Genomic DNA, 26,816 nt, shown 5'->3' on the forward strand with positions numbered 1-26,816 from the left:
TCAGACGATGGCGATACCAAGGCAGGATATACTTAATCGGCTGCGTTCCCAAGTGGAGCAAGGCCATTTCCTTGTAGGGGCAGGAGCAGGAACAGGTTTGTCGGCGAAATGCGCTGAAGAGGGCGGTGTCGATATGATCATCATCTACAATTCAGGCCGTTATCGGATGGCAGGCAGAGGCTCCTTGGCAGGATTGATGCCTTACGGCGATGCCAACCAAATTGTCGTCGATATGGGCAGTGAGGTGCTCCCTATTGTCAAGGATACACCCGTATTGGCAGGTGTTTGTGGCACAGATCCCTTTCGTGTCATGGATGTATACTTGAAGCAACTGAAAGCGATGGGCTTCTCGGGCGTGCAGAATTTCCCCACTGTGGGCTTGATTGACGGAACCTTCAGGCAGAATCTGGAGGAGACCGGGATGGGCTACCAGCTGGAGGTGGAGATGATCCGCCAGGCCCATGAGCTGGACTTGTTAACAACTCCCTACGTGTTTAATGAAGAGGATGCAATCGCCATGACGAAGGCTGGAGCCGATGTACTTGTCGCTCACGTGGGATTAACGACAAAAGGCAGCATTGGGGCAAAGACGGCACTATCGCTTGATGAATCCGCCGACCTTGTCCAACGAATTTACGATGCCGGGAAGAGCATTAACCCGGATATCTTGGTGATTTGTCATGGAGGGCCAATCTCGGAGCCGGAGGATGTGGAATATGTGCTCGGTAAGACTAAAGGCATTGCCGGCTTCTTCGGAGCCTCCAGCATAGAACGGCTGCCAACCGAAAGAGCTATCACCGAGCAAGTAAAGAAATTTAAAAGCTTGAGTAAATAAAATTGTTCTTGCATTTCGAAGGTTCCGATGACACAACGTGTCTCGGGATCTTTTATTGGTTTGACAAGCGTAACAGATATGTAGTACATTTCAATTAAGTTAAGCACTTAACTATTTGATGGTGGTGATGAAGGTATGAATGGTGATAACAAAGAAGACCTGCAGGACTATGTGCTTGATGTACCCATGTATACAGAGGCTTTTTTTGCGTTGGTAGAAGCTACGGCACATTTAGTGGAGGTTTCGGAAAAATATTGGCAATCCAAAGGCTTAAACGGCGCCAGAATCCGCATATTGGTTGAAATAATGAAGGAAGGAGGAACGATGCTGCCCTCTATGCTTGCCAAAAAAATTGGTGTTACGAAGCCGAATATTAGCCTCTTGCTGATCCCTTTGGAGAAGGACGGATTGGTTCGTCGCTCCAGCCATCCTAAGGATGGCAGGAAAACTGTGATTTCCATAACAAATGAGGGCCAAAGTATACTTTTGAAATATTTGCCCGAAAACCGTCAAGGCATTGCCGAAAAAATGAAAGCCTTGGAAGAGCAGGAATTGAAACAATTGATTGGTTTATTAAGTAAACTACGAGCAAAGTAGCTTGCTTTATTCAAATAGTTAAGTGCTTAACTACAAATTGAGTGCTGAGAGGATGAAGTTGAATGTCTATCGTTATTACAGGGGCTAATGGCCAATTAGGGAGCTTAATCATCAAGCAGCTTCTTCAAAACGTACAGTCGGATTCAATCATAGCTTGTGTTCGAGACCTGGAGAAAGCGAAGCCCTATCTGGCTCAAGGGATTGAAGTGAGATTCTGCGAGTATGACCAGCCAGAATCGCTACAGCAAGCATTCGCTGGAGCCAGCAAGCTCCTGCTGATATCTAGCTCTAATCCAGATGATACGATTCGGTTGCGGCAGCATGCCCATGTGATAGAAGCAGCAAAGAAATCCAAGGTGGGCCATCTGCTATATACCAGCTTTGCGTTCTTGGGCACTGGCACTATTTCACCAGCCCATTTGCATTTGGCCACGGAGCATGCCATTCTTACATCCGGCATTCCCCATACGTTTTTGCGGAATGCTTTGTACACAGATTTTGTCGGGGTGCTAGAGTTGGATAAGGCAATAGCTACAGGTGAGCTTGGCATTTATCCGGGAGATTGGAAGTTTAATACGGTAACGCGGGGCGACCTTGCTCTGGGCATAGCCGCTGTTCTTAGCGATGCGGGCGCTGGGCTTGGGCATAATGGTGAGCATCATGGGCATAAGCATAAGACGTACGAGCTTACGGCACCCCATTCCTGGACCTTCTATGATCTAGTGATAGCCCTGTCAGAGCTTACAGGTAAACCTATCACGCTGAGGCAGGATCCACAAATTCAAAACTGGATATATGGGTTTTTGGGCAAAATCGATACTTCCTCCACCTCAGCAGATTTGGAGTCTTTAATCGGGGGCTCCGTCACTTCGTTAAAAGAAAGCTTGAAACCTTTTATTACTATGAAATATTGAGGGAATAAATCCCATATTCCCTATACCAAATATGGATGTAATTTAATATAATGTATATGTTTTCTATTATAAATTTTTGTGAAGGGGGCATCAGATGAAACATCATTTGGCCAGATTATTATCCAGCATTACCATCTTTGCTTTACTAGCTGTTTTTGCTCTGCCAGCAAGTGGTGTAGGGCAGTTGGTGGCAGCCGCGGCAGGTTATAAGGATGTACCTATCGAGCATTACGCAAGCAAAGAGATCGCTAAGCTATCGCAAATGGGCATCGTAGAAGGAAACACGGAAGGTTTGTTTCAGCCCGACCAGGAAATTACACGTGGCGTTGCCGCTATGTGGCTAAGCAAGGCGATGAAGCTGGATGCACCGTCCGGGCTGAATGGTTTCACGGATGTTCTGGCTTCAAGCCCGTATGTACAAGCTGTTAACATATTGAAGGAGAAAAACATAGTCCAAGGCGACCAAGGCAAATTTGGCCCGGAGGAGTTCCTGACCCGCGAACAGATGGCAAGCTTGCTTGCCCGTGCTTTTCAGCTTAAGGATAACCATATGAACATATGGTTCAAGGATGAAAAGGCTATTAGTGACAGCCATATTATCGATGTTGTCCGTCTTAAACAGAACTTTATAACCGAGCAATTGGAGTTCATGCCCAAGAACAAGGTGACACGTGCACAGCTCGTCTTATTTTTAAACAGGGCGATGGCGCTTGGAGAGAATAAGGAGAATGAGCTTCCTATTCAGGATTTTTTGAAAGCCTCCAACCAATCTGGGTTTCAGCCGTCTCCTGACGGCAAGCAAATGGCTTTTCTAAAAGCTGTTAATAATCAAATACAGATTTTTGTGGGACCGATTGGTGAAGAAACCTCTACCCGCATCACGACCATAGAGAAACGCGATATTGTAGGCTTTTTCTGGTTTAATAACGAGCGTTTAATTTATATGACGGATATGTATGGCACCGAGGACTATCATCTTCACTCCGTCCGTGCAGATGGTTTGGAAGAACAGGATCTCACACCCTTTAATGATGTAAGAGCCGAATTTCTCGATTCTATATCCTATTTGCAAGGCCATGAGCAGGATATTATAATTAGCTTAAACAAACGCTCCTCACAGGTTTTTGACGTATATCGGTTGAATGTAAAGACCGGAGTTATGGAAATGATCGCCCAGAATCCTGGTAATGTTACTAGGTGGATGACGGATTTGTATGGGGACGTGAGGATCGCGATGGCCACGGATGGCATTGAGACGAAGATGCTCTACAGAAGAACAGCGAAGGATCCCTTTGAACCGATATTAACGGTCAAATTTGAGGAATCCTTCATTCCCATCATGTTCTCATTCGATCAAAGCCAGTTGTTTGCCCTATCCAATATAAACAGGGATAAGCTTGCGCTTGTGAAATTCAACCTGAATACGAGTAATATGGGAGAAACAGTTTATGAGAATGCCCAAGCAGATGTTACGGATATCGTAGTTTCGTATAGGAAAGAGGCTATTCTAGCTGTTAAATATGAGACAGATAAAGTCCACTATGCGTATTTAGACAAGGAATTTGAGCTGCTCAACCAAGAGATTGCTGGCAAGCTAGGCGCACAATCTTATTCTATTATTGGAAATCCTTTGCCGGACTCCAAAGTGCTATTAATGACATACAGCGATACATCGCCGGGTACTTATTATTATTATGATCGTTCGAAGTCCACGCTGGATAAAATTGCGGATCGCAAGCCTTGGCTTCAAGCTTACCAAATGGCGGAGATGAAGCCGATCTCTTACCGGTCACGTGACGGCTTGACGATTAATGGCTATTTAACATTGCCCAAATCAGGCAAAGCCAACCTGCCTTTCGTGATCTTGCCGCATGGAGGACCACAAGCACGTGACTCATGGGGGTTTAATAGCGAGGTTCAGCTATTGGCCAACCGCGGCTACGGTGTACTGCAGATGAATTTCCGCGGCTCTACGGGATATGGCAAGGAATTCTTAAATGCAGGAAACTTGCAATGGGGCAATGCGATGCAGGATGATATTACTGATGGCGTAAGCTGGGTTACACAGCAAGGCTATGCCGATCCCAAACGAATCGCCATTTATGGGGCTTCTTATGGAGGATACGCGGCATTGGCCGGAGTCACCTTCACCCCGGATTTATACGCGGCCGGTATTGATTATATGGGTCCCTCCAGCTTACTTAGCCTTCTGGGCACGATGCCCTCGTATTGGGAGCCTGACCGCCAAATCATGTATAAGCGTGTAGGAGATCCTCAGTTGGATAAGCAGTCCATGGAGGCGAGGTCGCCGCTCCTGCATGTCGACCGAATTAAAGTGCCTGTGATGATCGCCCAAGGCGTGAACGACCCCAGAGTGAAAAAAAGCGAGTCTGACCAGATCGTCTTGGCATTGCGCCAGCGTGGTATTGATGCACCATATATGATCAAAAATGATGAGGGCCACGGCTTTCAGAATTTTGAAAATCGGGTTGATTTCTATACAGCGCTTCTTAGATTCTTAGACAACCATTTGGGTAAATAGGATTCGATTAGACCAATAGGAGCTGCACCTTGTGCGGCTCCGCGCCATCAAAACCAAGTAAAGGAGCTTCCCACTTATGTTAATCGATATTAAACCCAGATTGGACGAAGCGGGCATCCAAGAGTTGCTTGGCTATGCTACCTTCCCAGACCCAGAACGCCTCAAGAAAACGGTGGACCAGTATAAAAACAATGGAAGCAAGCTGCAAGGGTACGAGTCGGAGGGAGAGATCATTGGGCTAATTGGGTATAGCCTGATGGACAACGCTACAGGCGACTTTACCATTAAGCTCGAACATATTGCGGTTGATCCAGAGGAACGTGGCAAAGGCTTCGGAAGAGGAATTATTCTTGAGCTGCTGGAGCTGGAAAAGCCTAACGTCCTGCTCGCGGAGACGGATGAGGAGGCTGTTGATTTTTACCGGAGCCTTGGTTTCGCGATAGCAAGCCTTGGCGAGAAGTACCCTGGCGTGGAAAGATTCCAATGTACATTTTTCGTGGATGAAGAGTAGTTGGCCGTATTAACATCGTTTTTGGCGGTTTGCACTTGTTCTAATGGTCCTAATCCGATGGGAAACATCGGTTTAGGGCCATTATTTTGAGTTTTTTGAGCTGAAACGATATGTGAAGCTAGTTTCTCAGCTGATGGCTACGCTTTTAGTTAGATTGTAAAGCAAACTCCAATATGCTATCATAAATTTGAAAGTGATTGATCAATTACCATTAAATGGCTAAAGGTGGACCAACCTCATGACAAAAAATACAACCATTTCTGTTAACCGTCGAATCGATATCATATCTGCCGCGATCGAGGTATTTGCGGAGATTGGTTATTATCGTGCGACAACAGCCAAGGTGGCCGAGCGTGCGCAAATTTCCCAGCCGTATATTTTTCGGTTTTTCCCCACTAAAGAAGCTCTATTGTTAGAAGCGCTAGAGGTATCATGGACTCGGATTCTGGATGCTTTCCGCAGCGTGATTCATACGGTTAGCTCCGACCAGCTTGAGAAAGAATTGATAGAGGCTTATGTGCAAATTATGAAGTCGTACCAAAATGAAACCTTGCTGCAAATGCAGGCACAGACGATTAAAGAGGACGCTATTGTAGAAGTGATGCAAAAGGGCTACCGGAATGTCCAGCAACTGGTGGTTGATGCTTTCAAGCAGGCAGGCATAGAAAAGCCCTATGAGAGAACGATCATTTTTCTCGCTAGAGGCATGTTGTGCAATATCTCCATGGCCTTGCATCTACCAGAGCTAATGTCTAATGAATTGGAGGAGATTTGAATGTTAGCAATGATTCAAAAGATGGAAAGGGGTTATAGGGCTCGCTTCGAAAGAAGGCTGCCGCATGCTGTAGATCAAGTATGGGCTTGGCTGACGGAGAACGAGAAGCTGGCTCAATGGTTCTCCGAGCTGCGGATCGAAGAGCTTCGTGAAGGTGGAAAGATTAAGTTCGATATGCAGAACGGAACGTTTGAAGAGATGGAAATTATCGAGCTGAAGCTGCGCTCCATATTGGAATATACTTGGGATAAGGATCTTGTACGATTTGAGCTATACCCGGAAGCAGGAGGCTGCCGTTTAGTTTTAATAGAAAAAATTCATGCCATGACGGACCACACCCCAAGAGACCTAGCAGGCTGGCATGTATGCTTGGATGTGATTCATGCTTTGATGGAGGGGAGGACTGTGGAATCCCGTAAAGACGATTGGGAAAAGTGGTATGTACAATACGTGCAGCTTGTCAGGGAGGTGAATTAGTTTTCCCGAAGTAAAATTGCGTTATATAGCTAGTGAAAGGGTAATAGGTATAACCGTCTATTGATAGTGCAATAGGCCAACAACTAAAGGAGAACACTTTCGAATGCAAATAAAAACGAAATTGGGTATGGGTATTGGTATTCTGCTCGGCATTGTAAGCTCACTCACGGCAATTATACTCAGCCAGCCAGCCAACAGCCCGTCCACATTCGCAATTATTTTATTATTTATAGGTTTAGCAGTAGGAATTGGAACCATAATTCGTGTATTTAAAAGGATGAATGAAGGCACCCAGCAATTGGCAGCGATGACTCGGCATATAATGAATGAACAAATAGCAGCTCCCCCGCAAGACGTCCATACGAACGATGAGTTTGGTTCGCTCAGCAGCTTGTTTCAACAAACCGCTGTTGATGTGCTGCAGAAGTTAAAAGTAGAAAAAGAACTCCGTCTGGAAATGGAAAAACAGGCCTGGATTAAATCGCATATTGCTGATGTAATGCTTAGCCTCCAGGGGATCCATAAGCAGCAGCAGGCCGCTCAAATGTTTATGAATACAACACTCCCGCTATTACGTGCAAGCTATGGAACGGTATATATAAAGGAAGCAGCCGATCGCCTTACCTTTACGGCAGGCTATGCTATTGAGGAAGACCATGAGCAGCTGCGAAGAGAGGTTCAACTGGGTCGGGGTTTAATCGGACAATGCGCGCTGGATCGGACGACTATTGTACTTAATGAGGTTCCGGTCGATTATATAAAAGTGAATTCCAGCTTGGGCAAGTCGGCGCCTGTTCAATTGATCGTGCATCCCGTGCTGTACCAAGAGGAGGTAATGGCCGTAATCGAGGTTGCTTCTTTACAAGCCTTAACGGTAACGGAGCGGCAGCTTTTGGATGAATTGTGCTATAGCTTGGGTATCCTGCTCAACTCGATTATGGATCGTAACAAGGTGGATGAGCTCTACTTTGAGGTTCAAACACAGAAGGAAGAGCTGCAAGCGCAATCTGAAGAATTGCAAGCCCAGAACGAAGAGCTGCAAGCCCAGACGGAGGAGCTTCAGGCGCAGACCGAGGAGCTTCAGGCACAAACGGAGGAGCTGCAGGTACAATCAGAGGAATTGATGAGCCAACAGGCCGCTTTGGAAATTTCAAACGCGGACTTGGAAAGAAAAACCGATGAGCTGCAATTGTCCGAAGAGGAGCTTCAGCTGCAGCAAGCAGAGCTGGAGGATAGCAATCAGCAGTTGGTTGCCAAAGCGCAGCAGCTGGAGGCGCAGTTTGCGATTACGGAGTTGCAAAAAAGAGAGCTGGAGCAACAAACCCATGACTTGGAGTTATCCAATCAATATAAATCAGAGTTTCTTGCGAACATGTCGCATGAGCTGCGGACGCCGCTGAACAGCTTGCTTATTCTTTCCCAGCTGCTGGGCGAAAACCGTAATGGGAGAATGGACGCCAAACAAGTTGAATATGCCCACACCATCCATTCATCGGGAAGCGATTTGCTGCGGCTTATCAATGAAATTTTGGATCTGTCCAAAGTGGAGTCGGGTAAAATGGACATTACTATAGAGTCTGTAAGGTTAGAAGATATTAAGGATGTCATATGGAAAAACTTCCAGCCTGTCGCTTTGAAAAAAGATTTTGAGTTTTCTATTGAAATTTCTGAGGAATTGCCAGACAGCATTGAAGTCGATGGGTATCGCCTCCAGCAAATTTTGCGTAATTTAATATCTAATGCGTTAAAGTTTACCTCAGAGGGCAAGGTGCTGTTTGAGATTGAATGGGCACCTGTTGGCGCTATGGGAGAATTCCCAGCCTCACCCGAAGAAATGATTGCCTTTAAGGTAACAGATACAGGCATTGGCATCCCCGATCATAAGCAGGATAGCATATTTGATGCCTTCCAGCAGGTGGATGGCACCACCACTCGCAATTATGGAGGTACGGGGCTGGGATTAACGATCAGCCGCAAATTAGCCCAGTTAATGGGTGGCGACATCGACCTGCAATCTACAGAAGGGCAAGGCAGCAGCTTCACCTTATATTTGCCTGTTACTTCTCAGCCTGTGAGGCAGCCTTTAAGGGAGGTAGCTGCTGCGATAGAAGCTGCCCATACGAATGCAGACTCCTACGTAGAAGGGGTATTAAAGCCCGTGCTTCAGCTATCCGATCCTGTTCTTCTGGCGCCTTCGGAAATCGATGATGACCGATACATGATTAGGCCGGAGGATCAAGTGTTACTACTGATTGAGGACGATATCGTGTTTGCCAAGGTTATCTTGGATATGGCCAGGTCTCGCGGATTTAAAACGATAGTGGCACTGCAGGGTGACAAGGGAATAGCGCTTGCGAAAACCTATATCCCTGATGCCATTATATTAGATATGCATTTACCTGTTATGGATGGCTGGTCGGTGTTAAACTACTTGAAAATTCAGTCGGAAACCCGCCATATCCCGATTTTTGTCATGTCCGTATTGGATGAAATACAGGAGGGCCTTAGCAGGGGAGCTTTTGCCTATGTGAAGAAGCCTATTGATAAAGAAATTATGGAAAAAGCTTTTACAAGAATTGAATCGTTTATTCATGATGGAGTCAAACGGCTGCTGATTGTTGAAAAAAATATGCTGATGCGCGAGGATCTGGTGAAATTAATCGGTCATGAGGACGTGCATATTACGGATGTTTCCAATGGCGAAGCAGCGCTTGCTGAGCTTAGCAACCAGCACTTTAACTGTATCATTATGGGTCTTGAATTAACGGATATCTCCCACTTCGAGCTGTTGGAGCGAATTAAAACGAATGCCCAGCTGCGTACAATCCCCATTATTATTTACACGGGCAAAGCATTAAGCAAGGAAGAAGAGCTCCTATTAAAAAAATATGCGGACAGCATCATCATCAAAAATGTGCAATCCAAGAAACGGTTATTCGATGAAGCTTCTTTATTCCTGCATAGGGTTCAAGCCAAGCTTCCTGAGGACAAGCAGCAAATTCTTCTGGAGCTGAACAATCCGCATAGCGCGCTGGAAGGCAAAAAAGTGCTGCTTGTAGACGATGATATGCGTAATATTTTTGCGGTTTCCGGGGTTCTTGAGAAATATCATATCCGAATTATGTTTGCCCAAAATGGCCAAGAAGCCTTAGAGGTGCTGGAGCAGATGCCGGATATGGACTTAATCCTGATGGATATTATGATGCCAGTAATGGATGGGTATGAAGCTATGAGGCGTATACGGCAAATGCCGGTATTCGAGCAGCTGCCGATCATCGCTTTAACGGCCAAGGCCATGCTGGAGGATCGAATCAAATGCCTGGATGCCGGAGCAAGTGATTATATTAGCAAACCCATTAACCCCGATCAATTATTTTCACTGTTAAAGGTATGGCTGTATAAATAACTCTCGCCGATAGGGGAGCAAAGAATTCCACATAGAAGAGCCTCCAGCTTGAAGACAAGCTGGAGGCTTTTTGACGGACCAAACGCCGATGATCCTTACTATCCTACGGATTAATGTAATTGGTTTTCATTGGGTTTTTCAGATTGCCTTCATTTTGAATAATGGTTTGGATGTGAAGATCGAACTCTAAATTAGGATAGTACTCCGACCTCCAATGCGCCAGCTCCTCTCTCGGTATTTTACTCCTGTAATACTGCCCAAGCCCGAGGATATCCGCTTCCTTTGCTTGGATTTTCATAAACATTTTCGTGAACTGCTTAGTGAGCATAAGCTCCAGCTCTTTTTTGATTTGCTCATTGGGGGTATTGTCCGTGACTTCGAGCAAGGATACTTTTAACTGGATAGTGCATTTCATATAGGGCTCCTTATCCTTGAGCTTACTTTCCAGCTTCATCGTGTTGCTGAGCACCAAGACACTGGCATGGTCCATCACTTCAATTTTTCCTTGTGCGCTCTGGCCATTAAAGGCATTGAACAGAAGTGTATCCTCGGTGCTGATCTGGTCGACCATTTTCCCGTTTTTAATAATGGCTGAGCCTACATTGTCCACGAGTGTACTTTTGTCGGATTTAATCATGGGGACGGCCACATCCCGAGTGAAGGAATGGATACTGCGATACACCTGCCAAACCCGTGTTAACGCGATTTGTGGATTCCAGCCGGCATTTTTTTCGAAAAAGTCATATAGATTATTGCCGTCAGTCTGCTTGGTTTGTTTAATTTGGGAGAAAAAAAAGTCAAGATCTTCATCACAGATCACAACAAGTGCTTTGGGGGAAACCTCACGCGACCTGATAAAGCCGGATATGGTATCATTAAGCCCTTGTCTGGCATAGACCTTGTCCATAATAATGACCTTCAAATGCAATAAATCGACACGGCTCTCTAAATTTTCGCTAATTTTATCTACTGCTTGGGTGATGGTTACCCCCGTTTTCGCCACGATTTTTACTTTTGATGTATCCTGTCCAGGCTCTGGAATCTGCAAAGTCACTTTAAATAGGCTCCCCTGCTTGGAAACTCCCATAACCACGGGCAATACGCGATGATTGATATCCTTGTTATCCCAACAGCCGCTTAATATTAAGAGCAGACAGATTGCTACAAGCGCCTGAACCGTGAGCTTACTTATCCGCATGGCGTTCCTTCCTCTTAAACCGCAATCCCAAGTAATAAATCGATATCGGAATGGCAATTAGCATATAGAATCGTAATGGCGTGTTCCACACAAAGAAATGGTCTACTTCCTTCCAATCTGGAATCATTAAACAAAAGATGTATAGGACTGCCGCAATTGAAACTACCATGTAGGCAGGTTTAACGGCTGGGAGACATATTGCTGCAATTTTACTAGTCATCCACAAGAGCGATGCAAGAAATAGGATAATAAAGGTAATTAGGTTTAGCAAAAAAAACATCGTAATCCGGTCAAAAATGAGCCAATTCACTTGGGCAGCATCTAAAGCCACTACAAAAGGAAAGGTTAATGTAGAAGCTGTAGCCTGCCCAAAGGTAAGAACCGGGATATACACGGACAAGAGGAAAAATGGCATAAGGACAATGGCTGCAAGCTGGACCTTGTAGCGTTGGTAAGTGAAGCCAGGCTGTACGAAGCCCAGAAACAAAAAGCTGCCCGAAAAGGCGAAATAGCTTTTTAAGTAAGACGTTTGCTTCAGAAACGAAAAATCGTTATTCCAAAGCGGGTATATATAATGCCAATCGATATTTTGAAAAGAAAGCAGGAGCACGAAGAGGATGCTGGGTAGAAATAAAATGGCGAGCAGCACTCCGGTACGAAATACACTCTGCATGCTTTGGGCAGCCATATACGTGGACATAGAAAGCAATAGGATGATGATCGACCATAGCGGTGTGCTGGATAAAAAGACGATCGTAATGATCTCAGAGCAGGCGCGCAAGATGATAATGGCAATAATTAGCAAATAGACCATCATCGGCAGCAAAAAAATAACAGCAACAGTTTTTCCCGTGCTTACATAAATACTAATAATATCGCGATTCCGAAAATAGCTTAAGCCTTTCATGTACATCGACAGGAACAAAAAATGAGTTGCTAATCCCAAGCTGATCGGTATCCAGTGGGATTCATCTGTGCTGGAAATAATATCACCGGGGTATAGGAAAAATAAAAGTCCCAAATTGGTGATGATGTACATAGTTACTACAGGCAAGCTTCTATCCACGGCTGATTTCATCCTTTTTCCTAGTGAAGTGGAGATAAGAAATCCCAAATGTGCTGATACTGGCCATATAGGTGCCCATAAAGACGAGGCCAGCCAGCATGCCCAATACACCGTATATCGAGGACAAAATAACGATGACATATTTAAACAGCCGGACTGAAAGCGAGTTTTGAAATCCCACGACCGTGGAATTAGCAATAGTGGTGGCAGCGAGCACAATAATAAGCAGGCTGCTTACCAATTGGGCAGTTACGACCGCTTGCCCAAGAATAATACCGCCGACCATCGTTAGCGTCGGACCGATGCTTTTGGGCAGCCGCACACTGGCCTCTATAATAAGCTCCATAATGACCAGCATCAGGATCATCTCTACGAGCGCCGGATAAGGAATACCGCTACGGCTTTGGGCGATGGACAATGCCATTTCGATTCTTAGCACCTCGGGGTTTACCGCTACAAGCGCCACATACAAGCCTGGTATCAGTAAGGTCACTAAAATGCCAATTACACGGACGAAACGAATGATGATCATTAAGAGATGAGGATAATTATGGTCATTTTCTAGGGCGAACATGTCCCATAGCAGGCTGGGGAGAATAAGCGCAAAAGGCATTCGATCCAGCAATAAGACGATTTTTCCTTTTCTTAAGGCATAAGCTGCCTCTTGGGGCATCTCCGTGATGTTATATTTGGACATAGCGCCCCATGATGAGAACCCTAACGTGCGGGATAAGTTCTGGAGGTTGTTGATTTCCAGATGTAAATTTGTTTCGATTTGTCGCTTGACCGTATTTACTAAATCCATATCGACGTGGCCTTCCATATAAAGCAAAGCGAGCTTTTTTTGCTGGTCTCTGCCTGCTTGAAACGATTGTACCCGTAATTTATTCGACGGGAGCTGTTTTCTAATGCTGCCCACATTGTGGTCAATTTCCTCCATCAATGAGCTTGTTGGGCCCTGAAGCACATTTTCGTTACTGGGTGCCCCGTATAAACGATTTAGTGATTTGGTGGTTGGCTCCACAATGATAAATTGCTGCTGATTTTCAAAATAAATAACAAGCTTGCCCATAACAATAGAGGCTACTGCCTCGGCAATAGCCTTCTCCTTTACTTCACCAAGCACCTTCATTAATTCGTCAATTGATTGGTTAGCTGAGATAGCTTTACTTATATGCTCATGGAGGGCAGCCTGTGTTAACGATACATCAATGATGCTCTTGAACCCTAACAAGCAGACCGGAGCGTCCGCCAGGAAATCCTTTAGCATAAAAAAATCCTCGTTATTCCCGAGCTTCTCTTGCATCTGCTGTAACCAAGGATCCACTGTTTTACGCCTCCCCAAAAGAAATGCTGCTGGTACTATTTTCCCCTTATCATACCCTCATATACATAGGTCGTTATATACGAGTAATTGATTGGGTGGGAGATGGGAGTGGGCACTGGCATAATGGGCAAGCTTACCTTCATAAAATGGTGTGAGGTTTGTGCTGGCTCAAGCAATAAGCCATAGAGGTCAGTAAGCCGCGGCGCAGGTAAGTAGCAACTACTCAACTAAGTAGTATCTAAGCAGCAATCGTAGCGCCTAAGTGGCAAGTAAGCAGCCGAAAGGGGTTTATGCAATGGATATCCCGCTTCAACGACAAGCTATATATGATAAGGTGCCGCAGCCGATCCGCAGTGATGGCGCCGGTGGCCCTGACCTGGGCCCGCGGGATATTATGCGAGACCGTGAGAATCCCAATATGCTCGTCCCTCCGATAACGGATTCAGGCCTGCTGCCTAATCTGAAATTCTCGTTTTCCGATACGCATATGCAGCTCAATCAAGGAGGCTGGTCACGCGAGATCACCGTGAGGGATATGCCGATTGCGACCACTCTTGCAGGGGTCAATATGAGCCTGAAGCCCGGTGGGGTGCGCGAGCTGCACTGGCATCAGCAAGCCGAATGGTCTTATATGCTGCTAGGCAGCGCACGTATTACATCGGTCGACGCACAAGGGCGCAATTTCATCGCGGATGTGGGACCGGGCGACCTTTGGTACTTTCCCGCCGGGCTCCCGCATTCGATCCAAGGGCTGGAGGAGGGCTGCGAATTTTTGCTTGTGTTTGATGATGGCAGCTTCTCGGACTTAAATACCTTATCCATATCCGATTGGTTCGCCCATACGCCGAAGGATGTACTGGCAGCCAATTTTGGCGTGCCCGAGCAGGCCTTCACCAATATACCGTCGGAGCAGGTATATATTTTTCAAGACAAGGTGCCTGGGTCACTGGAAAGCCAGCAGATCCAGTCTCCTTATGGCACCATTCCGCTAAGCTTTAAGCATGAGCTGCTGAAGCAAACACCGCTTCGAACACCAGGTGGCAGCGTGCGGATCGTCGATTCCTCGAACTTCCCCATTTCCAAGACGATTGCCGCGGCACTTGTCGAGATCGAGCCCGGCGGCATGCGTGAGCTCCACTGGCATCCCAACAACGACGAGTGGCAATATTACCTTGCCGGACAGGGGCGGATGACTGTATTTGGCGGCAATGGTATTGCCCGTACGTTCGACTACCGAGCAGGTGATGTCGGTTATGTGCCGTTTGCTAACGGTCATTATATTCAGAACACGGGGAGCCAGACGCTGTGGTTTTTGGAAATGTTCAAAAGCGACCGCTTTGTCGATATTTCCTTAAACCAATGGATGGCGTTAACCCCTCGGGATCTAGTGCGGGATAATTTGCAGGTTGGCGCCGAATTACTGGATGCGTTGCGCAAGGAAAAGTGGCCTGTGGTGTAAGAATACGAGTGTTGTAAAGAGTGAGTGTTGTAAAGAATGAGCGTTGTAAAGAATGAGTGTTGTAAAGAGTGAGCGTTATAAAGCTTAAATGGTCTAAAGCGTAAAAAGAACCCATGCAAGCTGGCAGCTGGCATGGCTTTTTTTGCGTTTAATGGGGGTCTACGGCGAGCAGCATTTGTACCAGCATATCGACAGCCATAGATGATCAGGGAAAATAAAGGCGGGCGTCCTCCAATCGATCCAAGAGTCTGCTTTCGGATGCATTATCTGTATTTTACACGCCCAGAAATCTCCTCGTTCCGGGAACTGGCGAGGCAATTAAAGGATCCGGAAGACCAGGCTTGGCGTAACTTTATCGGTGTCTGCAGTATTGAAAAGGTGCCGGTTCACAGCTGCCTGAGCAATTTCCGGGTGAAATTCAGCGCCGAATTGTTTTATGCCATTCTTTTTGATCTCATTGCTCAGGCATTGAAGCTGAAAGACTTTCTGCTGCCAACGCTTAGGTGCATTGATTCCAGACCCGTTTGGGCCAACGTTAACGGATACAAGCACAAACGTTGTTCATGCCCGGATCAGAGCAGTTGCGCTTGTGAGAAGATGTATTCCGATCCCGATGCGCGATCGGCGTACAGCGAACGAAGGCAAACCAGAACAAGTTTTTATCGGTTACCGCAAGCACTCCATTGTCTGCCCCAGTCCGAAAGGCCCAATCGTCTTATTCTTAATCATTCTGCCCAATGATACAGCAGACGTCAAAGTATGCTACCGCTCATTGAAATGATAAAGAAGATCGAAGGACTGAAGGTCGATTACCTGGTGGCGGATCTGGGGTACTTCGATGCGGACGACCAAAAGGAAGCACTTTTAAAGCACGATGTGGCTGTCGTAACCGAGTTCAAGACAAACACGAACATTCCTGAACACTGTTCACCCGAAGGAAAGCCGGAATGCGAGCAAGGCCACGCGCTGATGTTCGACAGATTTGATGAGAATACATACACTGCCTGGTATCGCAGAGACGAAGAGAAATGCGTCGCCTGTCCACTGCAAGGCCTTTGCGTAAAGCAGTTCGGTTATTCCTTCACCTACAATCCGTTTTTTCGTGGTCCTGTGCCGCAAGAAAGCCTGCTACAAGAACAGATGCTAAAGTTCCGTAAACAAGTGGAGCTGGCATTTGCGCAAGAGTCGAATCAGCTGACTTCCATAATGAAGCACAAAAAAGTGCCCATGCGTACGACCAAACGCGTAGAGAAATGGTTTATCCTGCGAGATGCATTTCGACTGGTTGAACGGATGATTGCACATGTACGCGAAATGATATTGCCTCCGAATCATGTGGCGATTCTCAAGAAACTGCAGGAGATTCAAGTAGAGCAACTCTCGCTACCGCTAGCAGCATAAAACGCATTTTACAACTAAAAAAAGACTCTTGATGGTAACAGAGATAAGTCTACCCAAATTATGGGACCCAAATAAATAAGGATGAGAAGTGATTGTCTGGGAACATCAATTGGCTCCTCTTTTCTGTTTTCAATCTGAAGTTAGTGCTTTTTGAACAGGCTCATAAAGGAATCGCAGTGACTTGAAATATTTACAAAGACAAAGATTTACAAAACAATTATAATGAATTATATCTACAAGATTCGACAAATACAAACATAAATCGACAAGAGGAAGGATGTTAGCAGTGCTAGGTGGGTGGAGATTCATAACCTTGGCGCTTGTCGTCGCGCTACTGGCGGCAGGTTGCAGTACAACAACAGGCGGCATGCAGCAGAAAAACAAGATGAAGATCGGCGTTATGCTGTCCGATGTCGGTCTCGGCGATCAATCGTTTAGCGATGCGGCGTTCCAAGGCTTGATCAAAGCGCGGGGAGAGCTCGGTATTCAGTTCGATTACCGGGAAATTTCCGAGACGAAGACATATGACGTCGGAATCGAGCAGCTTGTCCAGGCAGGCAACGATCTTATCGTCGCGTTAGGCTTCATGTCTCAGGAAAGCTTGGAGAAAGTAGCGGCCAAATATCCGGAGCAGACATTCTTGCTGATAGACAGCGTCTCGGAGTTAAAGAACGTGCATTCCTTAACTTTCAAGGAGGATGAGGGCAGCTTCCTGATCGGTGCCGTTACCGGCATGAAATCGAAGACGGGCAAGGTCGGCTTTATCGGGGGGATGGACGCGCCGGTCATCCGCAACTTTTATAACGGCTATGTGCAAGGAGTCAAATCCGTAAAGCCGGATACGCAGGTGCTGCTGTCGTTCGCGGAAGACTTCGGCAATGCGGATAAAGGAGCCGAGCTGGCGAGAAAAATGATTGCGGAAGGCGCAGACGTCATTTATCCGGCTGCGGGTTTGACCGGCGTCGGCTCGCTCAAGGAAGCGGAAGCTAGCGGAGTGCTGGCGTTCGGCGTTGACAGCGACCAGTTTACGGCGGCTGAGAAAGCGGTCGTCAGCTCGATGCTGAAAAATGTCGACGAAGGCATTTTCCAAGTCGCGAATATGTGGACGCGCACGGGCAAGCTTGAGCAGCAGCATATGGTGCTTGGCCTAAAGGAGAATGGAGTCGGGCTTGCCCCTATTCGGGTCGTGAAGCTGTCCGACGATGAGCAGCGCAAGCTGGATGGTCTCAAGCAACAATTGATTGAAGGAAAAATAATGCTGACTGTAAACTGAAGTAACGGGCGGAAGGAACGAATGGGATGACGTTAAGCCGAAAACTGTTTTTGAACGCCATACTGCCGCTGCTGTTATGCGTCGGTATGCTTATATTTGTTCTTATGCAATCCATGCTGCTGCAGGATGAGAGCGCCGAGCAGGTGAACCTGCTGCTTAGCGCCGAACAGCTCGAAGGTGGGCTGCTGGCCTCGCAGCTTGCGCTCAGCAACGCTTCATACAATACAAGTGTCGGAAATACGAACGATGCTGGAGAGAAGGCAAGGGCGGTCGGCCAGCAAATCGAAGCTTTGAAGCAAGGGCAGCTGACCGTCAAGCAGCGCGAACGTTTCGACCGATTGATCCAGAAATATAACGAATACATGAAGGCCGTTGAGGCGGCTGTCGCTAAGTTCGACAGCACCGAGCTAATGCGCCAGTCTGTTCGCTCACTTGGTATTTCCAACGACGTCGTTCTGCTTAAGAACGACATTCAGGCCGTTTACGTGAACGACTTGGAGCGGAGCACACAGGTCGGCCAAGCGACGGCCGCTGCATCCGGCGCTGTTATCCTGCTCACTGCGTTCATAACCTGGAGAATGACAAGAACGATCGTCCGTCCGCTTCAACGGCTTACGCGCACTACGGCTGCTATTGCGGGCGGAGACTTGACGACTCCCGTGGAACAATCGTTTTCCCGGGATGAGGTCGGTCAACTGACCGCTTCCGTAAGGGCTGTGACAGACAATTTGCGATTGTTAATCGAAGGGGTAATGGACATGTCGCAGCGGGTCGTCACTTCTTCGGAGGAGCTGAAGCAGAGCGCCGATCAGATGCGGAGCGCCAGCCGGCAAATTCATACGAGCATCGAACAAATTGCGCTCGGATCGGAAAATCAGGTTATGATTGTCGACAGTGCGTCGCAAGTATTGTTCGACATGTCAGTTACGGTTAACGAAATGAACGAGAGCGCCCGACAGGCTGAGAAGACGGCAGGCGAAGCGTATGAAAGGTCGATAGAAGGCAATTCGGCCATCGAGAAGGCACAAGGCCAGATGAGCTCGATTCAAGGTACGGTAACTAGCTTAGGACAAACGGTCTCAAGCTTGGGGCAGCAATCGGAACAGATTGGGAACATCGTCGAAGTCATAAGCGCGATTTCCCGGCAAACGAATTTGCTTGCGCTTAACGCTTCGATCGAGGCGGCAAGAGCGGGTGAGCAGGGACGCGGCTTTGCGGTCGTAGCCGGGGAAGTAAGGAAGCTGGCGGAGCAGTCCGCAGAGGCGACGGATCAAATTGCCGACCTGATCGGACACATTCAATCCGGTATCGCAGATGCCATGACCGATATGGAGGCGGCGACCAAAGAAGTCGGCCAAGGGATCGGCGTTGTCGGCCAAGCTGGACATTCGTTCCGGCAAATTGAGCAGGCTGTTGCCAACGCTTCCGAGCAAATGAGCCGGATGGCGGCGTCCACCGAGCGGACGGCGGAGAAGGCGAACGTCGTCAGCAGCGCCGTTCACGATATTGCTCGTGTTGCGGGCGAATCGGTCCAAGCGACGAATCACGTATCTGCCGCTGCGGAGGAGCAGTTCTCTTCGACAGCCGACGTATCGTCGGCGACGGAAGCGCTGCTGCAGCTTGCCCAGCATTTACGTGGACAGATCGGAAAGTTCAAGGTGTGAAGCTTTTTTACAGTTAACAATTTATACCAACCATTAAAAATTTAAAGTGAACGTTGCATACATCTCATAGATATTGTCTGCGACAACTACTCAAGGCATGTGGAGTGCTGTTCACTGTTAGTGCGGAAGGACAATTAATCGGAGATGTATTGGCGGAAATAGAATAGCAAAGAGGGGGGCGAACCTCTCTTTTTTTGTTGGGTCTATCGAATTATGTTGATTCTGAACAAAAAATATGACCGCCATTTAGATTTCAGGCGATCACATGATTTTCAGTTGTCGTTCTTCTTTAGTTCAACAATCGAATTTTCATCCCTATGACCAGCAACCCGCCGATGTGTTTGAGCTATATAAAGAAGAAATGCAAAAGCAATTACAGAGAATCTTTATGCCAGCCTATCCAAATAATCCATTCTATCAAGCATTGTAAGCAAAAAAGGGATACCCAAAAACGGGTTCCCTTCATATTTTACTTCCTAGCAATAATCATAAATCGTTCTGAATTTGTCTTAATTCCTCTTTCGGTTTGATTTTCCAAAATGAATTGTTGAAGTATTTGGAAATCAAGTTCATATTGTCCAAAATCAGGAACAATCGGAGTGTGTTTCAAGAGGAATATTAAGTCTTCAGGTGTCTGATAATATTCGATTGCATTGAATTCAAATGACTGTATGTCGTTAAAGCCCGCTTCATTTAATTCAGTAATATATTGAGCTTTTAACGAGCCTTTCTTAGCACCCAATGCCTGTCCTCTTCCAAACGCTTCTTTCATATTTAATTTGTCGGTTTCGCTTACTTGCTGTGTCAGGAACATACCACCCTTAACTAACACCTTGGCTATTTCTTTTGCATAGAAACACGAATGTCTAGAAGAGACTACATTAAAGAAGTTCTCAGGAAAATTTAGATTTTCAGCATCCATCTGAAGAAAACGAACATTTGCTATGTCTGATTCAGCAGAATTCTTTGTTGCTGTTTCAATCATTCCAGTTGAATGGTCAATCCCAACTAGAAGTAATGCAGAATCAGCTATTGATAAAATCGCTTCCCCGCCGCCAGTACCGATGTCAAGTAATATATCAGACTTCTTGCATGTCTTCGTTACTTCATTGTAGAAGTCCCATTTTATTCCTTCGGAGACACATTTCACATTGCTGAAATCCCATCCGTTGATTTTTCCAACCTTATCATAAAACGCTTTATATTCTATTGAATTCATTTTTCTTCCACCTTCCAATGAGGATAAAAAAGCTACGGGATAGCAGACCAATATCATTCAAAATTTTAGTTTCTGTAGTCAAAAGGGTAGACTCCTCCCTTGACGGCTGGTACGCGTTTTTTCCAGCCCGGAAACTAAATACCTCGAACAATACGGAAAGACATCCAATTCACCTCATTTGAAAGATTGTTTTTATTATATTTCTATTAGAGCTTGTCAATCAAGAAATAGTTCAAAATAATTCTTTGCACCTTTCTCCCTACATGGAGCGACCACTGATCGCAAGGGAAATGATAATAATGAATGTTGAAAGAACTTTTAATGGGAACGAGTCATTTATAAAACTACTTATGCCTTTGATCGATGCTGAAGGTTCTGAACCACCGTATGGTTACAGACTGAATAGTGGAAAACTTGTTCTTGCTGAAGACGACGCGCCCAACAATGTATAATAAACAAGAACTTGCATGCACTACTGCCCCTTCTCATCTGCAATAAACGGCCTTAGCACAGTGAAGCTGCCGATCGTCGTCGGCAGCTTCGAAGTGTTTCACGTCTCGACACCGACAGAGCCGACGGCGGTTCAGCTGATGAAGTAGTGACCTTCTTCGAGGCCCGAGATCAGTGAAGGATGTGCTGGCGGCCATCCCAAGCGTTCTTGATTCAGCGCACTCGACGTTGGGTTGTCGGTCGACACAAAGGCACTCAAAAAGTCGAAGTGGGCGGAAGGGTGAATTTGTTCCTGGAGAATTAATTTGATGAGGAAGCAGCAACATGAATTTTAAACTGGTCGCAGACGACATGCACGGTGACAAGCGAGTGCGACCACACAGCGTTGCCTTTTTCATGGGCGAAGTGAAAAAATAGACAACATTCTTTAAAATCAAGAAAGTTGCCTATTAGGGGGACTTTTCAGTGCTCTCCTATTTGTACTGCAACGAAGTTTCGCGACCATCGACGAGCTTCGGATGTTCCCCCCAGTTTTCACCCCATATGCGCATTTGTTGAAGCACGGGTATGTACTCTCTACCTTTATCCGTTAGCGAGTACTCAACGGTTACAGGTACGGTAGGAAACACCTGGCGATTGATGACTTGATACTGCTCCAAATGGCGCAGGACATCCGTTAAAGATTTGATGCTAATGTTATCTAAATTTCTTCGCATTTGATTAAATCGTTGCGGACCCAGACTAAGTAAGGAAAGCACCAAAAAAGACCATTTTCCGCGAACAACCTCTAAAGCTTCACGAATGGAGATGAGGCATAGTTCGTCCTCTTTGCGTTCATTCACAGAAATCACTCCTAACTAAAATATAGGTAGTCTACTTTATGAAGTTATATAAAAATAATGTGTCTACTATTAATTATATCTCTAATGATTTAAAGTAACAACAAGACTTATTTAACTTCTTATGGTTTAGCTTAAGCAGAGATAGTCTTATAAAGCTTAGGGAGGAGCATGGCTATATGAACGAAAAAAAGATATTGGTTTTGGGAGCTACCGGACAACAAGGAGGTGCGGCAGTTAGGCATTTAATGGCCGATGGCTGGAAGGTTCGTGCATTTACTCGCGATTTATCAAGCGATAAGGCCATGAAACTATCCCAATTAGGAGCCGAGCTTGCTTTGGGTGACATGGACGATCTTGCCTCACTCGATGCGGCTATGCAGGGGGTTTATGGCGTATTCAGTGTTCAGGCTTCGAGTTGGACCCCTACTCTCGAATCCAACGCCGAAGAAAAGCGTATGGGGGAGGCTGTAGCGGACGCGGCCCAAAAGGCGAACATCCAGCACTTCGTTTATACATCTGTTGGCGGTGCAGATGCGCAATCCCGGTATCGCGATATGGCCAAATGGGATATTGAGCAGTACATTCATTCAATCGGTTTGCCGGCCACCATATTGCGTCCCGCCACCTTCATGGAAAACTTCGCGATGTCCGCCGGCGTACAGCACGGCACGCTCACACAAGCCTTCAAGCCAGATGGAGTGATCCCACTCGTAGCTGTGGACGACATCGGCGCTTTCGTCGCCTTAGCTTTTAGACACCCAGACGACTATTTGGGCAGAACTATCGAAATTGCCTTCGATAATTTAACACCCTTGCAGATTGCTGACGCCATAGGCCGTTTAACCAACCGTACCATTCCTTACGTTCAAATTCCGCTGGAAACGATGCGACAGCATAATGAACTTTTGGCCGGTGTGTTTCAATGGATAAACGAAGAAGGCCACAAGGTCGATATTTCTGCTTTGCGCAAGCTATTCCCGGAATTTACGGATTTTGATACCTGGGTGGAAAAGCAAGGAAAAGCGAAGTTCGAGGCATTGTTCCGTACAGAGCGTACATGAGATTGTTAATCAACAGGTCTGGCATTCGAAGACCGCCTCATAACCACCGGTTTAGCCAGTGGCTCCATCAAGCCCTATAAGGGTATGTTACAAGCAGGAGCCTCTAAGGCGCAATGAAATTCTGCCAACCGCGTATAATCATGGGCTAGCCCCTGAAAAGGGGCCGCTTTGCCTGTCCTTTTCACCGTCTCACCCGTAAACGGGTCGATCAGTTCTTGTTAGTTGAATGTATTCTTCAAGCATTTTTATGTTGCCGCCCACCGTATCCACATCGTACCCTCTTCGCCAGAATTGCCGGTACGATGCTTCAGATTCGCAACTTATCAAAGATCCTCAGTGGGCCTTTCCATTTAAATTCCCCCATGAAATCCGATACACTTAGCTGTCTGCGGGGGCTATTTGTATTTGCCTTTAAGATGTGACTTGTCAGAAGTAATACTCGATAGTCATAGATGATACGTTGGGAAAGAAAATTCCAAGTTATTGCTGTTATATTATTGGTTATTGCAGCAGTACTGTGCCAAATAAAGATCAATATGCTTCATGGTTAAAGTCAAAGGTAACAGAAAAAGTGATAGTCAATTTTTGAAATTTGGAGTTGAATTGATAGGATCGGCTATAATCAAAGAAACAACCACGTGCCAAAAGATCATACTTTTGAAACAGGCTTAAGCCCTCCTCTTTATGAGCAAGGGATTAATGTATGTGTTTAAAATAATTCATGCTAATTTGGATCACAGTCATCAAGTATCAATTGTCGTACTAACAGTTATGTTATTAGTAGATGTAGATAAAGACATAGTCCCTGCAAAATCTTCAGTCTGCAATACTACAGCTACTCCAAGTACAACCGATGCATTAATAACCAAATTGTCGGAGGTCAAACTTGATAAATCTGCAAGTTGTAGTACACCGTTAATATATACATTGTAAAATCCATCTGTCGGCACAGTTAGGCTACCAGCATCAACAGGGTTGCCACTGTCGTCTATAAAAGCTGTTGCTGGAATTGTAGTTATTCCTCCTGCAATCATTCCTACTATAACAGTGGCTGAATATCTACTAACCGCAGCATCGACATCTGTTGTTGTGGTAACGTCTACACTTCCTACAACAGTGTTTGTTGCTGTTAAATACAATTTTAAATAGGGAACAGGCATGGACGTTCGTTCTCTCTTCTTAGTATTTTTTTTGATTATTTTCTTATACTTGCAACGTGATTTTGGCTTATAACTAATAAATTGGAGCATCATAGGTGTTCCTATGGGAGGAACATCACGTGACTTAATAATTAATTTGCCTTTTTGTATACTATAAATGATATTAGGCTGAAGAACTCCGTTAATATAAAAATTTACTAATAAAAGTTGATTTAGAGCAGGAATTACTGTCGAGTTATAACCTCTGTGACGATCAGCAAAAGAATAGACTCTTTTTACCCCATTTGATTTGGTGATATAATAGGTTGTTTTTAATTTATTCAAGGCAACGATTGTTTCACACCTCCTGTTATTCATCTTATGAAATATAGATATAGGTTGAACTAGTTAAATAAACTAACTAATTTATAAAAGGCTTTTGTTTATATGTTGAGACATTTAATCATTTGAACAAAAGAGGAAACTATTATAAATTAAAATGATAAAAAGGTGAGTTTATTGCGATTTGTCGAGATTTAAAAAATCCAATACTCTCCAATGAAAAAGTTGAAATAGAGCCGTCCATAATTCACTTAGGCTTTTGTAAGGAGGGACTTGATATCCATGCTGTGGGATTCAAAAATAAAGATAGAACTTATGATATATTCTTAAATGAAGAGGATGACAAAGTTCTTGTTGATTCAAAGTTAAGTCGTAGAGAAGTACAGGGCACGTTCATTTTTTCTGTATCTGATTCCAGTTCGGCTTATCGAATGAATTAGTCATGAAGAATTACTCTCCATATAGTTCAAATAAATTAAATGAAGGTCGTAACAATAGAGGCCATGTAAAGTTATGGATTGACCCATTTTACAGGTTTCGCTTTTCGTGAAATACTCATTGAATTAATATCTTGTTCACTGCTCGTGAGGAATGTAAACAAGATGTGACGGTGTCTGAACCCTCCAAACATGACACTGCGCCGATTGTGGCAAGGCTCTATGGTATGTCCATTACCGTAAGGGCTATATATGCGACCAGCTCAGCCATATCGCCAGCTTCAATCTCCTTGCTCACGGTCCACCGCGACAGCATGGCGATCCCCAAGCCCGCGGCTACAGCCTCTTGATACTCTGGCTGCTATTAAACACATAAGAACGCTTAATCACTAGAGCGGTCTCCTGCATAAAATGGTTACTAAACGCTATTGTGCCCGAGCCGCTTTCCCGCCAGCTTGTTATCGATGGTGCATATGGCATAAAATAACTTTAGATATCATCTTTTTGAAAAGGGTGTGGGGCAATGGAGCAGGGTCATATAGAAAGCATCAAGGCTACACGTTCTAAAATACGGCTGCAGACGATCGCCCAGGTTTTGGATGAATTTGATGGTTCGGTCATGGAGCTCGATTTGCACAAGCGCAACTTGAAATATTTGAAAATGGCGCAAAGCCCATTCTCTTTCTATAGAGGCAGCAGCTATTTGTTTTATTATGATGTAAGCCGGGTCTGGTTTCCGTTCCATAGCTCGCCGGAGAGGCCGACATGGATTCAGGGCGATCTGCACTTTGAGAATTTTGGGGCGTACCGCAATGAAAGCGGATTTGATGTGTTTGATATCAATGATTTTGACGAGGGCTATGTGGGCTCCTATCTGTATGATTTACTGCGGATGTGCGTTAGTATATTGCTGGTTTACCGAAGTAAGGAATTGGCGCTGGGTAAGGAATTGGAACTAAGTAAGCAAAAGGAAGCGTTATTCGAATATATAACCGCTTATGTGGAGCAAATTGAGCAATTTGCTAAGCGCAAGGAAGACCCACGCTCGCTCGTTTTCGATGAAGACCAAACGCAGGGACCGATCCGTAAACTTTTGAAAAAGCTGAAGAAACGCGATGCCGGGCATCTTTTGCTGAGTATCACGGAGCTTGCGGAGGGAAGCCGCCGCTTCACGCGGACGGATGAGATGCAGGAGCCTACGGAAGCGGAAGCCGCGATGGTAAGGGCAAACTGGCCGAGTTATTTGGGCACACTCGAATTAAGAACAAAGCAGCCGGAGAGCTACTACACCATTAAGGATATTGTCTTCAAGCATGGTTCAGGAACGGCTTCGATTGGTCTGAACCGCTTTTATGTGCTGATCGAAGGAAAAAGCAACCAAGAGCTGGATGATATCGTTGTGGAGCTTAAGGAGGTTCGCGGTCCGGTACCGGCTTATTTTATGCCTTATAACGAACGGTTTTGGCAGCAATGTGCCCATCAGGGGCAACGGGTCACCCTGACCCAAAAGGCGATGCACCATGAGGCTGATCCTCTGCTTGGCTACCTGACAATGGCAGACCGCCATTATTACGTCAGGGAGCGTTCACCTTTTAAAAAGAAGCTAAAGGTCGATAACATCGCTGATCGGGGCGATTGGTTGAATGTGCTGCAAGGTATGGGGCAAATTACGGCCAAAATCCATGCGCGGGCCGATGTAGATATGCAATTAGGCATGGTATCCCATCATAGTGAGGATGAAATCAAGCTCGCTATGGGCGAGGACACGGAAGCCTTTAAAGACTATATAGCCAATTGGGCCTTAGCTTATGTGGAGCAGGTCGAGGAGGATTATGAGCTGTTTATGGAGTGGATAGGCCAGGGCTAAGGCTCACACCCTGC

Annotated in this window: 23 protein-coding genes; 17 read left to right on the plus strand and 6 right to left on the minus strand. The window is 45.8% G+C overall.

The genetic code is table 11. The features are described 5' to 3' along the window. Positions 1 to 7: 7 nt before the first annotated feature. From G9U52_RS17745 to G9U52_RS17780, 8 genes are all read left to right on the plus strand, one after another. Positions 8 to 835 (plus strand): phosphoenolpyruvate hydrolase family protein, encoded by an 828-nt coding sequence (locus tag G9U52_RS17745; RefSeq protein WP_166151975.1) that lies wholly within the window; start codon positions 8 to 10, stop codon positions 833 to 835. A gap of 135 nt (positions 836 to 970) precedes the next feature. After that, positions 971 to 1,432 (plus strand): MarR family winged helix-turn-helix transcriptional regulator, encoded by a 462-nt coding sequence (locus G9U52_RS17750; RefSeq protein ID WP_166151976.1) that lies wholly within the window; start codon positions 971 to 973, stop codon positions 1,430 to 1,432. 62 nt (positions 1,433 to 1,494) lie between these two features. Then, entirely contained in the window at positions 1,495 to 2,346 is an 852-nt protein-coding gene (locus tag G9U52_RS17755; RefSeq protein ID WP_166151977.1) for an NAD(P)H-binding protein, read from the plus strand. Between the two features lie 94 nt (positions 2,347 to 2,440). Continuing rightward, the gene (locus tag G9U52_RS17760) at positions 2,441 to 4,888 is read left to right on the plus strand and encodes a S9 family peptidase (RefSeq protein WP_166151978.1); all 2,448 of its coding nucleotides are present in this window, start codon (positions 2,441 to 2,443) and stop codon (positions 4,886 to 4,888) included. A 76-nt stretch (positions 4,889 to 4,964) separates the two neighbouring features. Beyond that, complete coding sequence (locus G9U52_RS17765) at positions 4,965 to 5,399, plus strand: GNAT family N-acetyltransferase (RefSeq protein WP_166151979.1); 435 nt, start codon at positions 4,965 to 4,967, stop codon at positions 5,397 to 5,399. Positions 5,400 to 5,637: 238 nt separating this feature from the next. Beyond that, a complete protein-coding gene (locus tag G9U52_RS17770; RefSeq protein WP_166151980.1) occupies positions 5,638 to 6,174 on the plus strand; it encodes a TetR/AcrR family transcriptional regulator in 537 nt (178 codons plus the stop codon). After that, positions 6,175 to 6,651 carry an SRPBCC family protein gene (locus G9U52_RS17775; RefSeq protein WP_166151981.1) on the plus strand — a complete coding sequence of 159 codons (477 nt, stop codon included), beginning with the start codon at positions 6,175 to 6,177 and terminating at the stop codon, positions 6,649 to 6,651. Between the two features lie 103 nt (positions 6,652 to 6,754). Then, positions 6,755 to 10,057 (plus strand): response regulator, encoded by a 3,303-nt coding sequence (locus G9U52_RS17780; protein ID WP_166151982.1) that lies wholly within the window; start codon positions 6,755 to 6,757, stop codon positions 10,055 to 10,057. A gap of 103 nt (positions 10,058 to 10,160) precedes the next feature. On the opposite strand, the gene G9U52_RS17785 is transcribed toward G9U52_RS17780, so the two are convergent. The 3 genes from G9U52_RS17785 to G9U52_RS17795 are packed head-to-tail and all read right to left on the minus strand — an operon-like array spanning position 10,161 to position 13,648. Next, positions 10,161 to 11,255, minus strand: coding sequence for a Ger(x)C family spore germination protein (locus G9U52_RS17785; protein ID WP_166151983.1), 1,095 nt, complete (start codon positions 11,253 to 11,255; stop codon positions 10,161 to 10,163). Beyond that, the gene (locus tag G9U52_RS17790) at positions 11,242 to 12,321 is read right to left on the minus strand and encodes a GerAB/ArcD/ProY family transporter (RefSeq protein ID WP_311764888.1); all 1,080 of its coding nucleotides are present in this window, start codon (positions 12,319 to 12,321) and stop codon (positions 11,242 to 11,244) included. Before G9U52_RS17790 ends, G9U52_RS17785 begins: the two co-directional genes overlap by 14 nt. Next, the gene (locus G9U52_RS17795) at positions 12,314 to 13,648 is read right to left on the minus strand and encodes a spore germination protein (protein WP_166151985.1); all 1,335 of its coding nucleotides are present in this window, start codon (positions 13,646 to 13,648) and stop codon (positions 12,314 to 12,316) included. The genes G9U52_RS17790 and G9U52_RS17795 overlap by 8 nt, the downstream gene beginning before the upstream one ends. Before the next feature lie 295 nt (positions 13,649 to 13,943). Here G9U52_RS17795 and G9U52_RS17800 point away from each other — a divergent pair, with 295 nt between their 5' ends. The 5 genes from G9U52_RS17800 to G9U52_RS17820 all read left to right on the plus strand — a co-directional run bounded on the left by G9U52_RS17800 (position 13,944) and on the right by G9U52_RS17820 (position 19,445). Then, positions 13,944 to 15,107: an oxalate decarboxylase family bicupin gene (locus G9U52_RS17800; RefSeq protein ID WP_166151986.1), complete on the plus strand. Its 1,164-nt coding sequence runs from the start codon at positions 13,944 to 13,946 to the stop codon at positions 15,105 to 15,107. Positions 15,108 to 15,308: 201 nt separating this feature from the next. Continuing rightward, positions 15,309 to 15,848, plus strand: a complete 540-nt coding sequence (locus tag G9U52_RS17805; RefSeq protein ID WP_207953046.1) for a transposase — start codon at positions 15,309 to 15,311, stop codon at positions 15,846 to 15,848. An 18-nt stretch (positions 15,849 to 15,866) separates the two neighbouring features. Further along, positions 15,867 to 16,508: a hypothetical protein gene (locus G9U52_RS17810; RefSeq protein ID WP_166151988.1), complete on the plus strand. Its 642-nt coding sequence runs from the start codon at positions 15,867 to 15,869 to the stop codon at positions 16,506 to 16,508. A 277-nt stretch (positions 16,509 to 16,785) separates the two neighbouring features. Then, positions 16,786 to 17,781 carry a BMP family lipoprotein gene (locus G9U52_RS17815; protein ID WP_166151989.1) on the plus strand — a complete coding sequence of 332 codons (996 nt, stop codon included), beginning with the start codon at positions 16,786 to 16,788 and terminating at the stop codon, positions 17,779 to 17,781. A gap of 26 nt (positions 17,782 to 17,807) precedes the next feature. After that, the gene (locus G9U52_RS17820) at positions 17,808 to 19,445 is read left to right on the plus strand and encodes a methyl-accepting chemotaxis protein (RefSeq protein WP_166151990.1); all 1,638 of its coding nucleotides are present in this window, start codon (positions 17,808 to 17,810) and stop codon (positions 19,443 to 19,445) included. 469 nt (positions 19,446 to 19,914) lie between these two features. Here the strand turns inward: G9U52_RS17820 and G9U52_RS17825 are convergent, their stop codons facing one another. Both G9U52_RS17825 and G9U52_RS17830 read right to left on the minus strand, forming a co-directional pair. Next, positions 19,915 to 20,664, minus strand: a complete 750-nt coding sequence (locus tag G9U52_RS17825) for a class I SAM-dependent methyltransferase (protein ID WP_166151991.1) — start codon at positions 20,662 to 20,664, stop codon at positions 19,915 to 19,917. A 923-nt stretch (positions 20,665 to 21,587) separates the two neighbouring features. Then, the gene (locus G9U52_RS17830; RefSeq protein ID WP_166151992.1) at positions 21,588 to 21,956 is read right to left on the minus strand and encodes a winged helix-turn-helix transcriptional regulator; all 369 of its coding nucleotides are present in this window, start codon (positions 21,954 to 21,956) and stop codon (positions 21,588 to 21,590) included. A gap of 176 nt (positions 21,957 to 22,132) precedes the next feature. Here G9U52_RS17830 and G9U52_RS17835 point away from each other — a divergent pair, with 176 nt between their 5' ends. Then, positions 22,133 to 23,017, plus strand: a complete 885-nt coding sequence (locus G9U52_RS17835; RefSeq protein WP_166151993.1) for an NmrA/HSCARG family protein — start codon at positions 22,133 to 22,135, stop codon at positions 23,015 to 23,017. 743 nt (positions 23,018 to 23,760) lie between these two features. On the opposite strand, the gene G9U52_RS17840 is transcribed toward G9U52_RS17835, so the two are convergent. Further along, positions 23,761 to 24,501 (minus strand): DUF4183 domain-containing protein, encoded by a 741-nt coding sequence (locus G9U52_RS17840; protein ID WP_166151994.1) that lies wholly within the window; start codon positions 24,499 to 24,501, stop codon positions 23,761 to 23,763. 242 nt (positions 24,502 to 24,743) lie between these two features. Between G9U52_RS17840 and G9U52_RS42200 the strand changes: the two genes are divergently transcribed. The 3 genes from G9U52_RS42200 to G9U52_RS17850 all read left to right on the plus strand — a co-directional run bounded on the left by G9U52_RS42200 (position 24,744) and on the right by G9U52_RS17850 (position 26,802). After that, complete coding sequence (locus G9U52_RS42200; RefSeq protein WP_512699209.1) at positions 24,744 to 24,938, plus strand: DUF3986 family protein; 195 nt, start codon at positions 24,744 to 24,746, stop codon at positions 24,936 to 24,938. A gap of 131 nt (positions 24,939 to 25,069) precedes the next feature. Continuing rightward, the gene (locus tag G9U52_RS17845) at positions 25,070 to 25,285 is read left to right on the plus strand and encodes a hypothetical protein (RefSeq protein WP_207953048.1); all 216 of its coding nucleotides are present in this window, start codon (positions 25,070 to 25,072) and stop codon (positions 25,283 to 25,285) included. A gap of 173 nt (positions 25,286 to 25,458) precedes the next feature. Continuing rightward, a complete protein-coding gene (locus G9U52_RS17850; RefSeq protein ID WP_166151996.1) occupies positions 25,459 to 26,802 on the plus strand; it encodes a DUF2252 domain-containing protein in 1,344 nt (447 codons plus the stop codon). The last annotated feature ends 14 nt before the right edge of the window (positions 26,803 to 26,816 follow it).

Source organism: Paenibacillus agricola, from assembly GCF_011440305.1.
GTDB classification, from domain to species: domain Bacteria; phylum Bacillota; class Bacilli; order Paenibacillales; family NBRC-103111; genus Paenibacillus_S; species Paenibacillus_S agricola.

Bases quoted from the DNA above. Each gene is read 5' to 3' on its own strand.
- G9U52_RS17745 (WP_166151975.1), top strand. From the start codon at position 8: ATGGCGATACCAAGGCAGGATATACTTAATCGGCTGCGTTCCCAAGTG.
- G9U52_RS17750 (WP_166151976.1), top strand. From the start codon at position 971: ATGAATGGTGATAACAAAGAAGACCTGCAGGACTATGTGCTTGATGTA.
- G9U52_RS17755 (WP_166151977.1), top strand. From the start codon at position 1,495: ATGTCTATCGTTATTACAGGGGCTAATGGCCAATTAGGGAGCTTAATC.
- G9U52_RS17760 (WP_166151978.1), top strand. From the start codon at position 2,441: ATGAAACATCATTTGGCCAGATTATTATCCAGCATTACCATCTTTGCT.
- G9U52_RS17765 (WP_166151979.1), top strand. From the start codon at position 4,965: ATGTTAATCGATATTAAACCCAGATTGGACGAAGCGGGCATCCAAGAG.
- G9U52_RS17770 (WP_166151980.1), top strand. From the start codon at position 5,638: ATGACAAAAAATACAACCATTTCTGTTAACCGTCGAATCGATATCATA.
- G9U52_RS17775 (WP_166151981.1), top strand. From the start codon at position 6,175: ATGTTAGCAATGATTCAAAAGATGGAAAGGGGTTATAGGGCTCGCTTC.
- G9U52_RS17780 (WP_166151982.1), top strand. From the start codon at position 6,755: ATGCAAATAAAAACGAAATTGGGTATGGGTATTGGTATTCTGCTCGGC.
- G9U52_RS17785 (WP_166151983.1), bottom strand. From the start codon at position 11,255: ATGCGGATAAGTAAGCTCACGGTTCAGGCGCTTGTAGCAATCTGTCTG.
- G9U52_RS17800 (WP_166151986.1), top strand. From the start codon at position 13,944: ATGGATATCCCGCTTCAACGACAAGCTATATATGATAAGGTGCCGCAG.
- G9U52_RS17805 (WP_207953046.1), top strand. From the start codon at position 15,309: ATGATCAGGGAAAATAAAGGCGGGCGTCCTCCAATCGATCCAAGAGTC.
- G9U52_RS17810 (WP_166151988.1), top strand. From the start codon at position 15,867: ATGCTACCGCTCATTGAAATGATAAAGAAGATCGAAGGACTGAAGGTC.
- G9U52_RS17815 (WP_166151989.1), top strand. From the start codon at position 16,786: ATGTTAGCAGTGCTAGGTGGGTGGAGATTCATAACCTTGGCGCTTGTC.
- G9U52_RS17820 (WP_166151990.1), top strand. From the start codon at position 17,808: ATGACGTTAAGCCGAAAACTGTTTTTGAACGCCATACTGCCGCTGCTG.
- G9U52_RS17825 (WP_166151991.1), bottom strand. From the start codon at position 20,664: ATGAATTCAATAGAATATAAAGCGTTTTATGATAAGGTTGGAAAAATC.
- G9U52_RS17835 (WP_166151993.1), top strand. From the start codon at position 22,133: ATGAACGAAAAAAAGATATTGGTTTTGGGAGCTACCGGACAACAAGGA.
- G9U52_RS17850 (WP_166151996.1), top strand. From the start codon at position 25,459: ATGGAGCAGGGTCATATAGAAAGCATCAAGGCTACACGTTCTAAAATA.